This window comes from Mesorhizobium sp. Mes31, from assembly GCF_024519675.1.
Lineage (GTDB): Bacteria > Pseudomonadota > Alphaproteobacteria > Rhizobiales > Rhizobiaceae > Mesorhizobium.
In genome coordinates this window covers 32,673-46,487 of sequence record NZ_JALJRL010000001.1, presented here as the reverse complement: position 1 = coordinate 46,487, position 13,815 = coordinate 32,673, and the positions used below count along the sequence as shown (strand labels likewise).

Annotated in this window: 14 protein-coding genes; 11 read left to right on the top strand and 3 right to left on the bottom strand. The window is 62.8% G+C overall.

Annotated features, from left to right (window positions below; translation table 11 throughout):
- The first annotated feature begins 43 nt into the window (after positions 1 to 43).
- The 6 genes from NR193_RS00205 (at position 44) to NR193_RS00180 (ending at position 7,233) form a co-directional block, all read left to right on the top strand.
- Positions 44 to 1,216: an acyl-CoA dehydrogenase family protein gene (locus NR193_RS00205; protein ID WP_256748892.1), complete on the top strand. Its 1,173-nt coding sequence runs from the start codon at positions 44 to 46 to the stop codon at positions 1,214 to 1,216.
- An 85-nt stretch (positions 1,217 to 1,301) separates the two neighbouring features.
- Positions 1,302 to 2,510 carry an acetyl-CoA C-acetyltransferase gene (locus NR193_RS00200; RefSeq protein ID WP_091579721.1) on the top strand — a complete coding sequence of 403 codons (1,209 nt, stop codon included), beginning with the start codon at positions 1,302 to 1,304 and terminating at the stop codon, positions 2,508 to 2,510.
- Between the two features lie 14 nt (positions 2,511 to 2,524).
- Positions 2,525 to 4,744, top strand: coding sequence for a 3-hydroxyacyl-CoA dehydrogenase NAD-binding domain-containing protein (locus NR193_RS00195; RefSeq protein WP_256748891.1), 2,220 nt, complete (start codon positions 2,525 to 2,527; stop codon positions 4,742 to 4,744).
- Between the two features lie 62 nt (positions 4,745 to 4,806).
- Positions 4,807 to 5,352 (top strand): thioesterase family protein, encoded by a 546-nt coding sequence (locus NR193_RS00190; protein ID WP_256748890.1) that lies wholly within the window; start codon positions 4,807 to 4,809, stop codon positions 5,350 to 5,352.
- 369 nt (positions 5,353 to 5,721) lie between these two features.
- Positions 5,722 to 6,372, top strand: coding sequence for a helix-turn-helix transcriptional regulator (locus tag NR193_RS00185; protein WP_256748889.1), 651 nt, complete (start codon positions 5,722 to 5,724; stop codon positions 6,370 to 6,372).
- Positions 6,373 to 6,381: 9 nt separating this feature from the next.
- Positions 6,382 to 7,233 carry a thermonuclease family protein gene (locus NR193_RS00180; RefSeq protein ID WP_375162677.1) on the top strand — a complete coding sequence of 284 codons (852 nt, stop codon included), beginning with the start codon at positions 6,382 to 6,384 and terminating at the stop codon, positions 7,231 to 7,233.
- Here NR193_RS00180 and NR193_RS00175 read toward each other — a convergent pair.
- A complete protein-coding gene (locus tag NR193_RS00175) occupies positions 7,199 to 8,845 on the bottom strand; it encodes a lysine--tRNA ligase (protein ID WP_256748888.1) in 1,647 nt (548 codons plus the stop codon). The two genes, NR193_RS00180 and NR193_RS00175, sit on opposite strands and share 35 nt — an antisense overlap.
- Before the next feature lie 157 nt (positions 8,846 to 9,002).
- On the opposite strand from NR193_RS00175, the gene NR193_RS00170 reads away from it, so the two are divergent.
- The gene (locus NR193_RS00170; protein WP_167365128.1) at positions 9,003 to 9,416 is read left to right on the top strand and encodes a tellurite resistance TerB family protein; all 414 of its coding nucleotides are present in this window, start codon (positions 9,003 to 9,005) and stop codon (positions 9,414 to 9,416) included.
- A gap of 89 nt (positions 9,417 to 9,505) precedes the next feature.
- On the opposite strand, the gene NR193_RS00165 is transcribed toward NR193_RS00170, so the two are convergent.
- Positions 9,506 to 10,357, bottom strand: a complete 852-nt coding sequence (locus NR193_RS00165) for a transporter substrate-binding domain-containing protein (protein ID WP_256748887.1) — start codon at positions 10,355 to 10,357, stop codon at positions 9,506 to 9,508.
- Between the two features lie 59 nt (positions 10,358 to 10,416).
- On the opposite strand from NR193_RS00165, the gene NR193_RS00160 reads away from it, so the two are divergent.
- The 4 genes from NR193_RS00160 (at position 10,417) to NR193_RS00145 (ending at position 12,847) form a co-directional block, all read left to right on the top strand.
- Positions 10,417 to 10,608, top strand: coding sequence for a hypothetical protein (locus NR193_RS00160; protein ID WP_256748886.1), 192 nt, complete (start codon positions 10,417 to 10,419; stop codon positions 10,606 to 10,608).
- A 7-nt stretch (positions 10,609 to 10,615) separates the two neighbouring features.
- On the top strand, positions 10,616 to 11,347 hold the full coding sequence (locus tag NR193_RS00155; RefSeq protein WP_256748885.1) for a LuxR family transcriptional regulator: 732 nt from the start codon (positions 10,616 to 10,618) through the stop codon (positions 11,345 to 11,347).
- A gap of 97 nt (positions 11,348 to 11,444) precedes the next feature.
- Positions 11,445 to 12,083, top strand: coding sequence for an acyl-homoserine-lactone synthase (locus NR193_RS00150; RefSeq protein ID WP_091579742.1), 639 nt, complete (start codon positions 11,445 to 11,447; stop codon positions 12,081 to 12,083).
- 14 nt (positions 12,084 to 12,097) lie between these two features.
- Complete coding sequence (locus tag NR193_RS00145; RefSeq protein ID WP_256748884.1) at positions 12,098 to 12,847, top strand: enoyl-CoA hydratase-related protein; 750 nt, start codon at positions 12,098 to 12,100, stop codon at positions 12,845 to 12,847.
- 57 nt (positions 12,848 to 12,904) lie between these two features.
- Here the strand turns inward: NR193_RS00145 and ppk2 are convergent, their stop codons facing one another.
- Positions 12,905 to 13,813 carry a polyphosphate kinase 2 gene (ppk2, locus tag NR193_RS00140; RefSeq protein ID WP_256748883.1) on the bottom strand — a complete coding sequence of 303 codons (909 nt, stop codon included), beginning with the start codon at positions 13,811 to 13,813 and terminating at the stop codon, positions 12,905 to 12,907.
- Positions 13,814 to 13,815 lie beyond the last annotated feature (2 nt).

Here is a 13,815-nt window from a genome sequence, read left to right as displayed (position 1 = left end):
CGCCGGCGCCGCCGGCCCTGTCTGTCGATACGCGGAGGAAATCGTGGCGACAAATCCCGCCGAAGTGCTCTCTTTGCCGAAGCCCGCCTGGGCAGCGGATGAAGTCGGTATGCTCTACGACATGGCGCACCGCTTCATGTCGGAAGAGATCGCGCCGCGTTACGACGAATTCGAGAAGAACGAGATGGTCGACCGCGAGAGCTGGTTGAAGGCCGGTGCGGCCGGTCTGCTCTGCGCTTCGATGCCGGAGGAATATGGCGGCTCGGGCGGCACCTTCGCCCATGAGAGCGCCATCATCGAGGCCATCGGCCATGTCGGTGTCGATGGTTTCGGCATCGGCCTGCACAACTCGATCGTTGCGCCCTACGTTCTTCATTATGGTTCGGAAGAGCAGAAGAAGAAGTGGTTGCCGAAGCTGGCCACCGGCGAACTGATCGGCGCCATCGCCATGACCGAGCCCGGCGCCGGTTCCGACCTGCAGGGCGTGAAGACGCGGGCGCAGAAGGATGGCAACCAGTACAAGATCAACGGCTCCAAGACCTTCATCACCAATGGCCAGTTGGCCAACTTCATCATCGTCGTCACCAAGACCGATCCGGACAAGGGCGCCAAGGGCACTTCGCTGATCGTCGTCGAGACCGATGAGGTGGAAGGCTTCGAGCGCGGCCGTAACCTCGACAAGATCGGGCTGAAGGCCAACGACACATCGGAGCTGTTCTTCAATGATGTGCGTGTGCCGACCTCCAACCTGCTCGGCCACGATGAGGGACAAGGCTTCGTCCAACTGATGCAGCAATTGCCGCAGGAGCGGCTGCAGATCGGCACCGGGGCGATTGCCATGATCGAGCGGGCGCTAGCGCTGACCATCGACTACGTCAAGGACCGCAAGGCCTTCGGCAAGGCGATCATCGATTTCCAGAACACCCAGTTCAAGCTGGCCGAGCTCAAGACCGAAGCGACCATCGGTCGTGTTTTTTACAATGACTGCGTCACCCGCCACATCGCCGGCGGCCTCGATCCGGTGACGGCTTCGATGGCCAAGTACTGGCTCAGCGACCTGCAGGGAAAGGTCGTCGACGAATGCCTTCAATTGCATGGCGGCTATGGCTACATGAATGAATATCCGATCGCCCGCATGTTCCGCGACGCTCGCGTCCAGCGCATCTACGGCGGCACCAACGAGATCATGAAATTGCTGATCGGACGCTCGCTCTAATGCATGTCGCTCAAAAGTGGTCCCGGTTTTGGGGGATCGACATGCATCAGTTTAAAGCCGTCCGATAAACCCAGGGAGCAAGAAAATGACTGACGCTTTTGTCTATGATGCCGTGCGCACGCCGCGCGGCAAGGGCAGGAAGGACGGATCGCTGCACGAGGTGCCGGCGGTGCGGCTTGCCGCCAAGACGCTCGAGGCGTTGCGCGATCGCAATGGACTCGATACCGGCAACGTCGACGACATCATCTTCGGCTGCGTCGATCCGGTCGGCGAGGCGGGCTCGGTCATACCGCGTGCCGCCGCCTTCGAGGCCGGCTACGACACCAAGGCGCCAGGCATGCAGATCTCGCGCTTCTGCGCCTCCGGTCTCGACGCCATCAATTTCGGCGCCGCCAAGATCGCCCAGGGCGCTGACGAGATCGTCATTGCCGGCGGCGTCGAATCGATGTCGCGCGTCGGCATGGGCGCCTCCGGCGGTGCCTGGTTCATGGATCCCTCGGTCGGCCTGCCCGGCTGGTTCGTGCCGCAAGGCATCTCGGCCGACCTGATCGCCACCAAATACGGCTTCTCCCGCGACGACGTCGACGCCTATGCGGTCGAGAGCCAGAAGCGTGCCGCCAAATCCTGGGCCGATGGTCGTTTCAAGAAGTCCGTCATCCCGATCAAGGACCAGAACGGCCTGACCATCCTCGACCATGACGAGCATATGCGGCCCTCGACCGATATGCAGTCGCTGGCCGCGCTCAACCCGTCCTTCGTCATGCCTGGCGAAATGGGCGGCTTCGATGCCGTTGCGGTGCAGAAGCACCCCGAGGTTGAAGAGGTCAACCACGTCCACCACGCCGGCAACTCGTCCGGCATCGTCGATGGCGCCGCCGCCGTGCTGCTCGGCTCGAAGAGGGCCGGCAAGACCATGGGCCTGAAGCCGCGCGCCCGCATCCGCACCTTCGCCAACATCGGCTCCGAACCGGTGCTGATGCTGACCGGTCCGGTCGACGTCACCGAGAAACTGTTGAAGCGCGCCAAGATGAAGCTGTCCGACATCGATCTGTTCGAGCTCAACGAGGCCTTCGCCTCGGTGGTGCTGCGCTACATGCAGGCTTTCGACATTCCGCACGACAAGATCAACGTCAATGGCGGCGCCATCGCCATGGGCCATCCGCTCGGTGCCACCGGCGCGATGATCCTGGGCACCGTGCTGGACGAGCTCGAACGCCGGGACCTGAACACCGCACTGGTGACGCTGTGCATCGGCGCCGGCATGGGCACCGCAACGATCATCGAACGCGTCTGACGGGGAGAGAAACGATGAGCTATACCAATTTCACCCTCGATATCGACGCCGACGGCATTGCGCTGGTCACCTGGGACATGCCGGGTCGCTCGATGAACGTCTTCACCGAAGAGGCGATGCGGGAGCTGAACGCCATCGTCGATCATGTGGCTGGCGATGCGGCCATCAAGGGCGCGGTGATCACCTCCGGCAAGGATACGTTTTCCGGCGGTGCCGACATCACCCTGCTGCAGAAGATGCTGACGACCTTCGCCGCGGAAAAGGCCAAGGACGTCGAAAAGGCGACCAAGGCGCTGTTCGACAATGCCGGCACCATGACCGGCCTGTTCCGCAAGCTGGAGACTTGCGGAAAGCCTTGGGTTTCGGCGATCAACGGCACCTGCATGGGCGGCGCCTTCGAATTGTCGCTTGCGTGCCACGGCCGTGTCGCAGGCGACTCGGACAAGGTCAGGATGGCGCTTCCCGAAGTGAAGATCGGCATCTTCCCGGGCGCCGGCGGCACCCAGCGCGTACCGCGGCTGACCGATCAGCAGCAGGCGCTGCAGATGCTTACCTCCGGCCAGGCGCTGTCGCCGCAGAAGGCCAAGTCGATGGGACTGATCCATGAGATCGCCGAGCCGGCCAAGCTGGTCGAAGCCGCCAAGGCGATGATCAAAAACGGCTTGAAGCCGGTGGCGCCGTGGGACGAGAAGGGCTTCAAGCTGCCCGGCGGCCCGATCTATTCGGCGGCGGGCGCCAATCTGTGGCCGCCAGCCATCGCCATCCTGCGTCGCGAGACCTATGGCAACTATCCGGCCGCCGCCGCGATCCTCAAATGCGTCTATGAAGGGCTGCTGGTGCCGTTCGACACCGGCCTGCGCATCGAGCAGCGCTATTTCACCGAGATCATGCAGACCAGGGAAGCGGCGGCGATGATCCGCTCGCTGTTCGTCTCGCTGCAGGAACTGAACAAGGGCGCCCGCCGTCCGGCCGGCGTGCCGGAAACCAGGTTCAAGAAGATCGGCGTGCTTGGCGCCGGCTTCATGGGCGCCGGCATCGCCTATGTCACGGCCAAGGCCGGCATCCCGGTGGTGCTGCTCGACCGCGACATGGAATCCGCCGCCAAGGGCAAGGCACATTCCGACAGCCTGGTCTCGGATCAGGTGAAGAAGGGCCGCGCCAAGCCCGAGGAGAAGGACAAGCTTCTGTCGCTGATCACGCCGACGGCCGACTATGCCGACCTCGCCGGTTGCGACCTTGTCGTCGAGGCGGTGTTTGAGGATTCGGCCGTCAAGAAAAGCGCCACCGAACAGGCGGAAGCCGTGCTGAAATCGTCGGCGGTCTTCGCCTCCAACACCTCGACCATTCCGATCACCGGTCTGGCGAAGAATTCGGCGCGGCCGAAGAACTTCATCGGCATCCACTTCTTCTCGCCGGTCGACAAGATGATGCTCGTCGAGATCATTCTGGGCAAGAAGACCGGCGACAAGGCTCTGGCCACGGCAATCGACTTCGTGCGCGCCATCAAGAAGACGCCGATCGTCGTCAACGACACGCGCGGCTTCTACGTCAACCGCTGCGTGCTGCGCTACATGTCGGAAGCCTACAAGATGCTGATCGAAGGCGTGCCTGCCCCGATGATCGAGAATGCGGCGAAGGCCGCCGGCATGCCGGTCGGGCCCTTGGCGCTGACCGACGAGACGGCCATCGACCTCGCCCAGAAGATCATGAAGCAGACCATCAGGGACCTCGGCGACAAGGCCGTCGACCCGAAGCAGATGGCGCTGATCAACACCATGGTCGACACGCACGGCCGCTTCGGCCGCAAGAACGGCAAGGGTTTCTACGACTACCCCGCCAAGCCTGCCAAGAAGAAGCTGTGGCCAGGCCTCAAGGACCTCTATCCGCAGTTGGCGCCGGAGAAGGTCGACTACGAGGAACTGCAGCAGCGGCTGTTGGTCACCATCGCGCTGGAAGCAGCGCGGGTGATGGAAGAGGGCATCGTCACCGATCCGCGCGAGGCCGATGTCGGCTCGATCCTGGCTTTTGGCTTCGCGCCTTACACTGGCGGCGCGCTGTCCTATATCGACGGTATCGGCGCCAAGGCGTTCGTCAAGATCGCCAAGGACCTGCAGAAGAAATACGGCGCCGAGTTCAAGGCGCCCAAGCTGCTGCTCGACATGGCCGAAAAGGGTGAGACCTTCTACCAGCGCTTCGATCCCTACGCCAAGGGCGACGTGAAGCAGGCAGCCTGACGCATGGACAACAAGAGTCTTACAGCGTCCTTTGCGCGTCCAAGAGGACGCGCGGCGCTGTAATGTATGTCTGGGCGCGCATGGCGCGCATGATGGCCACGGCACGAAGCCGTGGCCCTTATGTAATGGGCGGCGAGAGCCGGCTGGCCTTTCGCTGCCTGCCGACCGACATCGATTTCAACATCCATCTCAACAATGCGCGCTACATGATGCTGGCCGACCTCGGCCGGATCGACCTGTTCATGCGCGCCGGCCTCATCCGCCTGGCGAGGAAGAATGGCTGGGCGCCGATGATGGGCGGGCTGCAGTCGGTCTACGCACGCGAGATCAAGCTGTGGCGGCGTTTTGAGGTCGTGTCTTCGATCGAGACCTGGGAAGGCACCCAGGTTATCGGCAAGCATCGCTTCGTCCTCGACAACGGCGAAACGGCTGCGTTGATCATGACGACGGCCGGCGTCTACGACCGCTCGGCGCGCCGCTTTCTCGACATTGACGAGGTCGTCGCAGCACTTGGCCGCGCCGTTCGGCCGCGCCCGCTTACAGAAACCGAGCGGGCGTTCATGACCTCCCACCAGGGGCTGCGCGGCATGGCCAAGGTATCCGGCTGATCAAACTTTCGGGACCAGGCCCCCACCGGCGCGCGCTGTCAGGACTGAAGCCGGAGGCGGCCTATTCACCCCCGAGAAGGGCCAGCGAACGGCCTACTGTTCGTGGAATATGAACGAAAATTCCGACATGCCTTACCTCGGCGGGCGGTTCTTCTTCGCCTTCAACGCCTCTATCGACTTCGTCCCGGTGATGAATGCCGAAGAGCTCGAAGGTCGCCCAAAGCGATGGCAGGCATGGCCGCATAGGCTCACGCCCGGCCCGGGAGGGCCACAGCTTTGTTCGCGATCCGCCGTCCGTCCCGGTGGACATCGAGATGTCTGCGCGGTAGAAAGGAAAGGTATTTTTTCCTGTCCTGAAGGAGAGCGAGATTGCTCTCGCACGATCGCGTCTGGGCTGCCATCGATGCTCTTGCCGAGCGCTATTCGCTTTCGGCCTCGGGTCTGGCAAGGCGCGCGGGCCTCGATTCGACCGCCTTCAACAAGTCGAAACGTCTGTCGTCGGATGGCCGGCCGCGCTGGCCCTCGACCGAATCGCTGGCCAAGATCATCGAGGCGACCGGCGCTTCGCTCGACGAATTCACCGGGCTGATCGAAGGCCGGGCCGGATCCTCCCATGGCGCATCGGTCGCGCACAGGCGCTCCGTGCCATTGCTCGGCTTTGCCCAGGCCGGTGCCGGTGGCTTCTTTGACGATGCCGGCTTTCCGGTCGGGCAGGGCTGGGATCTGGTCGAGTTGCCGGCGCAATCGACCGAAAGTTCCTACGCCTTGCAGGTGCAGGGCGATTCCATGCTCCCGCTCTACCGCAATGGCGATGTCCTCATCGTCGAGCCGGGCGCCATCACCCGCAAGGGCGATCGCGTCGTTGTCAAGACAACCGCCGGCGAGGTGATGGCCAAGGTGCTGGACCGTCAGACCGTCAAGTCGATTGCGCTGGTCTCGCTCAATCCCGATCATCCCGACCGCGACATTCCCATGCGCGATGTCGAATGGGTGGCGCGGATTGTCTGGGCAAGCCAGTAGGCCACGCTGGTGCGGCTCGCTCATCTTGCCCTGGCGGTTCTGATGGTCCCGGTGATGGCGGCCCTGGTTGTCGCCGGCGGTCGCACGCTGAAGCGAAGCGACAGCATCGTCGCGGTGGAGCAGGTCGATCCGGGCGCCGACACGATCCCGCAGCAGGGCGCCGATACGGTGCCCGAAGAACCCGCCACGTCTGCCATATCAGCCCCGCAGCCGCCCAAACCGGCACCGCGTTCGAGAGCGATCGATCCCGAGATCGTCGCGCCGCCGGAGCTTCCCGCCGAGGGGCTTGAACGTGTCGAGCCGCGCGCGCCGCTGAGCAAGCTGGCGCTGGCCGTGCCGCCCAAGCCGAAAATGCCCGACGACTGGAACGGGACGAAACTGTTCCAGCCGGTAGCGTCGGCCGCCGGCCTGATCGAAGCGAAGGGCTATTCGGTCGCGGTTTCCGGCATCGACGTCGTCAGGCAGGATGAGACCTGTAGCGATGACGGCAAATCCTGGCCGTGCGGCGTCCGGGCGCGGACGGCGTTCCGCGCCTTCCTGCGCGGCCGCGCGGTGGCCTGCACCGTGCCGCCCGAGGGTGGCCGCGACCTGATCGCCGCCGAATGCCGGATCGGCAAGCAGGATGTCGGTCAATGGCTGGTCGAAAACGGCTGGGCGCGCGCCGCCAGGGGCGGGCCCTATGTCGAAGCCGGCGAAAAGGCACGCACCGAAAAGAAAGGCATTTTCGGATCGGCGCCGAACCTCTCCGGCATGCCGTCGATGCCGGCGGCACCGAGCCCGGCTCCTCAGGCGCCGGGCTCGATCCTGGAAGAGGTCGACGGCGTTCTCAAGCCAGCTGACCAGCCAGTGCCCGTTCAATGAGCGCCCGCGTCTCGGCAATGCCGTAGAGCGCGGCAAACGAGCCGAAGCGCGGGCCGCGCTCCTGGCCGATCAGCACCTGATAGATCATCTGGAAGAAAGCACCCGAAACGCCAGGGCCGCCCTCGGGGCTTTGCTTGGAATGGTCCTGATAGCGCTCGATCTTGCGTGCGACGTTGAGCGAAGCGTTCTGGATCGCTTCGCCGTTGGCGTCCGCGGGCAGGGCGCCAAGCGCCTTGTCGAGCTCTTCCAGCGCCGCGCGCTCGACGTCGTCGGCTGGGCGGAAGGTCTTCGTCGGCTTCACGAAGTCGTCGAAATAGCGGATCGCATGGCCGACCAGCTGATCGAGCTCGGGATGCGTCTGCGGCGTCACGCCCTGCGTATGGCGCGAGATGAAGCCCCACAGCACATCCTTGTTTTGCGCGTTGGAGGCGCTGACCAGGTTGAGCAGCAGCGAGAACGGCACCGGCATGTCGATGACCGGCGGATTGCCATCATGCATATGCCAGACCGGGTTGCCCAGCCGCTCCTTCCAATCCTGCCGGGGATAGGCGGCGAGGAATGCATAGTATTCGTCCACCGCTCTCGGGATGACGTCGAAATACAGCTTCTTGGCCTGCCGCGGCCGCTGGTACATGTAGAGCCCGAGGCTCTCGGTCGGCGCATAGGTCAGCCACTCGTCGATGGTCAGGCCGTTGCCCTTGGACTTCGAGATTTTCTGGCCGTTCTCGTCGAGGAACAGTTCATAGACGAAATGCTCCGGCGCCCGCCCGCCCAGAATGTTGCAGATGCGGTCATAGACCACCGCATTGGTCTGGTGGTCCTTGCCGAACATTTCGAAATCGACGCCAAGTGCCGCCCAGCGCATGCCGAAATCCGGCTTCCACTGCAGCTTCACCTTGCCGCCGGTGATCGAAAGCGTCGTCTCGGTGCCCTCGTCGTCGAAGGTGATGGTACCGGCCTTGGCGTCGACATGCTTCATGGGAACGTAAAGCACGCGGCCGCTTTTCGGCGAAATCGGCAGGAACGGGCTGTAGGTCGCCTGCCGCTCGGAGCCGAGCGTCGGCAGCATCACCGCCATGATCTGGTCATAGCGTTCGGCGGCGCGCAGCAGCATCGCGTCGAAACGGCCCGACTTGTAATATTGCGTCGCGCTGGCGAACTCGTAGTCGAAGCCAAACGTGTCCAGGAAGCGGCAAAGCATCGCGTTGTTGTGATCGGCAAAGCTCGCATAGTCGCCGCCGAAGGGATTGGGAACCGACGACAGCGGCTTGTGCAGGTGCGGCTCCAGTGCCGAGCGATCCGGCACGCTGTCGGGTATCTTGCGCATACCGTCCATGTCGTCGGAAAAGCAAAGCAGCTTGGTCGCGACCTTGTCCTGCGTCAGGACGCGAAAGGCATGGCGCACCATCGACGTGCGCGCCACTTCGCCGAACGTGCCGATATGCGGCAGGCCGGACGGTCCGTAGCCGGTCTCGAACAGGATCGTGTCGGGAAAGTCGGCGCCTTTGTAGCGCTCGACGATCTTTTTGGCTTCCTCGAACGGCCATGCCTTGCTCTCGGCCGCGGCCGCCAGCAGCTCGGGATTGAGATCGATGATGTTTGATCCCGCCATGGTACTGTTTTCCAAATCATTCGCCGGCATCGCCGGGGCTTGTTTTTTTCAATCGGTCTCTAGGCGCGCTTGGCCGGAGCGTCAACGAGTGCGGCGCTTTTTCCTTGCGGCACGGGTACCGCGCTCCTACCTTCGGGGCCTGTTCAAGGAGTAGGAAATGCCTCTGCCGACGCCGCACGAAGCCCTGATCTACCTGATGGTCATCACCTCGGCGTCCGATCGCGACATGACCGATGTCGAACTGGCGCGGATCGGCGACGTCGTCCGCTCCTGGCCGGTGTTCGAGGATTTCAATCACAGCCGGCTGGTTTCAGTCGCCCAGTCCTGCCAGAAGATGCTGCACGAAAAGGACGGGTTGGAGGGCGTTCTGGCGCGCGTCGCCGAGGCCCTGCCGGAACGCTTGCGCGACACTGCCTACGCCGCCGCCTTCGAAGTGGCCGCCGTCGATCTCGAAATGCGGCTGGAAGAGGTGCGGGTGCTGCAGCTGATCCGCCGCCAGCTCGATCTCGACACGCTGACCGTCGCGGCAATCGCGCGCGCGGCCAAGGCGAGGCTGCGAACTTTGACCTGATAGCCTCCCGGTCCCGGTTGGCCATGTCTTTCCGAAGGCCGGTTCACCCTTTTCGGCATCGTGGCCTAGAAAAAGCTGACCGGGCCGGATCAGTAAAAACTGACCGGGAAATAGCGCAGGTAGAATTCCGCAAACGTCCCTTTCATCGAAATTTCCTGCAGCGCGTAGTCGAGCGCGGCGGCCAGCGCCGGATTGTCCGGCCTGGTGGCGATGGCCATGCCCGAGCCCAGATATTCGGGCGCCAGGTAGGGGCCGCCGGCAAAGCGGCAGCATCCCGCTGCATCCGAGCCGCCCAGCCAGAAGGCCAGGCGCATGCCGTCGCCGAAGGCGGCGTCCACCTTGCCAGCCTTGAGAGCGCTGTAGAGGTCTTCCGGTCTGTCGAAGGGGACGACCTGAACGGTGTTGAAATAGTCGCGCAGCATGCGTTCATGCGCCGAGCCGGCGATCACGCCGACACGCTTGCCGCGCAATTTGTCGAAGACCGGATCGGTCAGCGCCGTGCCCTTCGCCATGACGAAGCGCGCCGGAAACTGCAGGTAAGAGCGCGAGAAGGCATATGTCGAGCGCGATTGCGGCGTCGCGGCGATGCCGGCGATGATTGCCTCGCCCTCGCCTTTCTGCAGCGCGCCTTCGAGCTCGCTCCAGGGCAATGCCTGGATCTGGCATTTTTCGACGATGCTGAGCTCGGCGCATATGGCGCGCGCCAGATCGATGTGGAACCCGGACAGTTTTCCCGCGCCGTCGAGGAAATTGAAGGGCGGGAAGTCCGTGGTCGTCAGGAATCTCAGTCGCGGCAGCGCCGAAAGGTCCGGTTTGGGCAATCGTTCCTTGGTATCCCACAGCACCGGAACCTGCGGCTCCGCGGCGCGCCCTCCATTGGCGACCAACAGCGCCGCGACCAGCATCGACGCAAGAACGAGGGACCTCCACTGGAACGCCACGATAAAACTCCGCCGCAGTCGTGTTCGCAGGGTTTTGGTACGAAAATGGTACAGGTACAATGGTTTTTGATTTCAACCCGTCGATTTCAGGATATGATTTAGCGAGTTTGCAAACAGCGGTGATTGCCTTGGTGGAGGATCAGGGTCGAGAACCACAACCGGGAGCGAGTGCTTTGCAATCCATGGTCAGTGGCGAAGTGCAAATCAGGCACGGACCATTGGTCGAAATGCATGAGGCAACATGGGATTGATGTTGCGATGAGTCAGTTCGATCGCACGCTGGAATTCATAGACCAACTGCAGCACGCCGGAACGGCGGCCGCGGTTTGCCAGACGCTTCTGGGCATAACGTCGGATTTCGGTCTCACCGCGCTGATGGCCGGAACCGTGCCGCAGCCAGGCACGCCGGCCGGCCTGCAAAAACAGCACGTGCTTCTTTGCGACTGGCCCGTTGAATGGCTGGAGCGCTATGTCGCGCGCAACTATGTCGACCACGACCCGGTCGTCAGCCATATGAAACAGCTGCAGGCGCCCTTCCAGTGGCGCGAAGCCTCGCAGGGCATCAGCATCGACAAGAGCAGCGGCGAGGTGATGGGCGATGCCGGCGTGTTCAAGTTGCGCGACGGGCTGGCCTTCCCGCTGATCACGCTCGGCGGCCAGATCGTCATGGTATCGCTGGGCGGCGAGGCTGTGGAGTTGTCGGCGGCAGAGTTCGGCCAGGTGTCGCTGGTGTCGACCTATGCGGTTGGTCGCGCCATGCAGCTCCACACCATGGCGAGCAAGACCATCGATCATATCGAACTGACGCCGCGCGAGCGCGAATGCCTGCAATGGGCCGCCGTCGGCAAGTCCGAATGGGAGATTTCGCAAATCCTGGGCATCTCCGAACACACCTCGGAGAAACATCTTCTTAACGCCAAAGGTAAACTCGGTGCCGTCAACCGGGTGCAAGCCGTCGCGGAGGCGATAAGGCGCGGCTACATTAGTTAGGTCGGCCGTGCCGGCCTAGAAATTCTTGCCTACGTGATCACGCAATTTTCTCGTCAAAGCACGGCCGTATCTTCCTCTGAACCCAGGAGACGGCAGAATGCTTTTTTCCCTTACAACCCAAGAATTGATGGAACGTCCTGACCTTTGGGAGGCCGTCCATCGGCTACGCTACAAGATATTTGTCGAGGAGATGGGATGGGAGGATCTCAGGCGCCCCGACGGGTTCGAACGCGACCAGTTCGATCATGACGAGGCCATCCACCAGATCGTCATCAGGGGCGACGAAGTCGCGGGCTATCAGAGGCTGTTGCCGACGACGCGCGGGCATCTCCTGACCGAAGTGCTGACCGACCTCTTCGAGGGAACGCCACCCTCCGGTCCGAACATCTACGAGTTGACCCGCTATGCGGTTGCTCCCGGCTTTCGAGACGGCCGTCGCGGCGTGTCGACTGTCGGTACCGAACTGATTGCCGGCTTCGTCGAGTGGGGGCTGAAGCGCAATGTCAACCAGATGATCATCGAGTTCGAGCCGATGTGGGTCCTGCGTGCATTGCAGCTGCATTTCCTGGCGACACCGCTTGGCTATCAGCGCACCTATGGCAACCAGCAGGTCGTTGCAACCTTGCTTTCCTTCAACGAGCACACGCTCGATGTGGTGCGTTCGCGCCGCAATCATTTCGCCCCCGTTCTGGCCAGGGGATACCCCGACATGCTCGGACAAAGGCGTGCGTCGTGAGATCGGAGACAGTCATGAACACACATCCACAACCCGAACTCCGCAACCACACGTTGGTCGTTACCGTGTCGTCGAATGACGGCCGACCGGTGCTGGACAGAAGAGCCTATGAAAGCCTGGCCAAGACTTTCCATGAAGCTGCCGACAATGAGGAGGTTCGCGTCGTCGTGCTGCGCGGCCTGGCGGGCTGCTTCTGTCTCGGCGGCGACTTCTCCGAATTCCTCGACGCCACCAAGCACCAGAAGCTGATCGCCGCCGTCACCGATCTGTTTCGCACGTTGGCGACGTTTCCGAAGCCCATCCTTGCCTGCGTTGATGGCGATGCCGTCGGCGTCGGTTGCACCATCCTGTTCCATTGCGACATGGTGATTGCGTCGAGCCAAAGCACTTTCAGGGTGCCGTTCGTCGATTTCGGCCTGGTCCCGGATGCGGCGACCAGTATCCTGGCGCCGCAGAAGCTAGGCTATGCCGGTGCTTTCCGCTTCTTCTGCCTCGGCGATACGCTTCGCGCCGAGGACGCCAGGGCGCTCGGCCTCGTCGCCGAGATCGTTCCGGTCGGCAGCGTCGAGGAAGCGGCTCTCGGCCGGGCGAGACAGCTTGTCAAGAAGCCGGTCGCCGCCTTGCTGCAGACGCGTGGCCTGCTCAAGGGCAACACTGCCGAGCTGTGCGAGCGCATCGATCAGGAGATTTCGCTTTTCCAGCAGGCGCTGCAGGATGACACCACGCTGCGGCGCTTGCAGCGGATTGCCCGGTTGGCCGCCTGAAAGAGGCTTGGATGAATCTCTGCCGCGCAACCTCATGGCCGCGCGGCAGAGGAACCGTCAATCTTGTTTCCCCAGGAATGACGGCCCTTCGCCGATGATCTTCTTGTCCTCCTTGCCGATGATGCCGAGATCGCGGCCATCATAGGGCAGTGACAAAAGGATGCGCCGCATCACCGCCAGCCGCGCACGCCGCTTGTCATTGGCCCGCACGATGATCCACGGCGCGAACTGCTTGTGGGTGCGCTTGAACATGGTGTCGCGCGCTTTGGTATAGTCGTCCCACTTGGTGATGCCGGCTACGTCGATGGGCGAAAACTTCCAGCTCTTCAGCGGGCTGTAGCGGCGATCGTGGAAGCGCTCGAGCTGCGTTTCCTGGCCGATGTTCAGCCAGAACTTGAAGAAGTGGATGCCTTCGTTGCAGATCATCCGCTCGAAATGCGGCGTTTCGTCCAGAAACTGCTCGTGCTGCTTCGGCGTGCAGAAACCCATCACCGGCTCGACGCCGGCGCGGTTGTACCAGGAGCGGTCGAAGGTGACGAATTCGCCGGATGTCGGGAAGTGCTCCACATAGCGCTGGAAATACCACTGACCGCGCTCCGGTTCGGTCGGCTTGGTCAGCGCCACGTTGCGTGCGGTTCGAGGGTTCATGTACTGGTGCAGGACGAAGATCGTGCCGCCCTTGCCGGCAGCGTCACGGCCCTCGAACAGCGCCATCACCCGTTTGCCGGTCGATTGCAGCCAAGCCTGCGCCTTGACCAGCTCGATCTGCAGTTGCTCGAGCATCGCGTCATACTCGTCGCTGTTCATCTTCTTGTCGTAGGGGTAGCCGCCGGCGGTCAGCTTGCGCTCTTCGACCCAGCTTGGAAGCGTCGGATTCTCGATGTCAAACTCCCGCTCCTTGCCGTCGACCCTGATCTTCAGCGGTCCCGATGTCGGAGCGGCGGAGTTTTCCTTGGCTTTTTTCATGG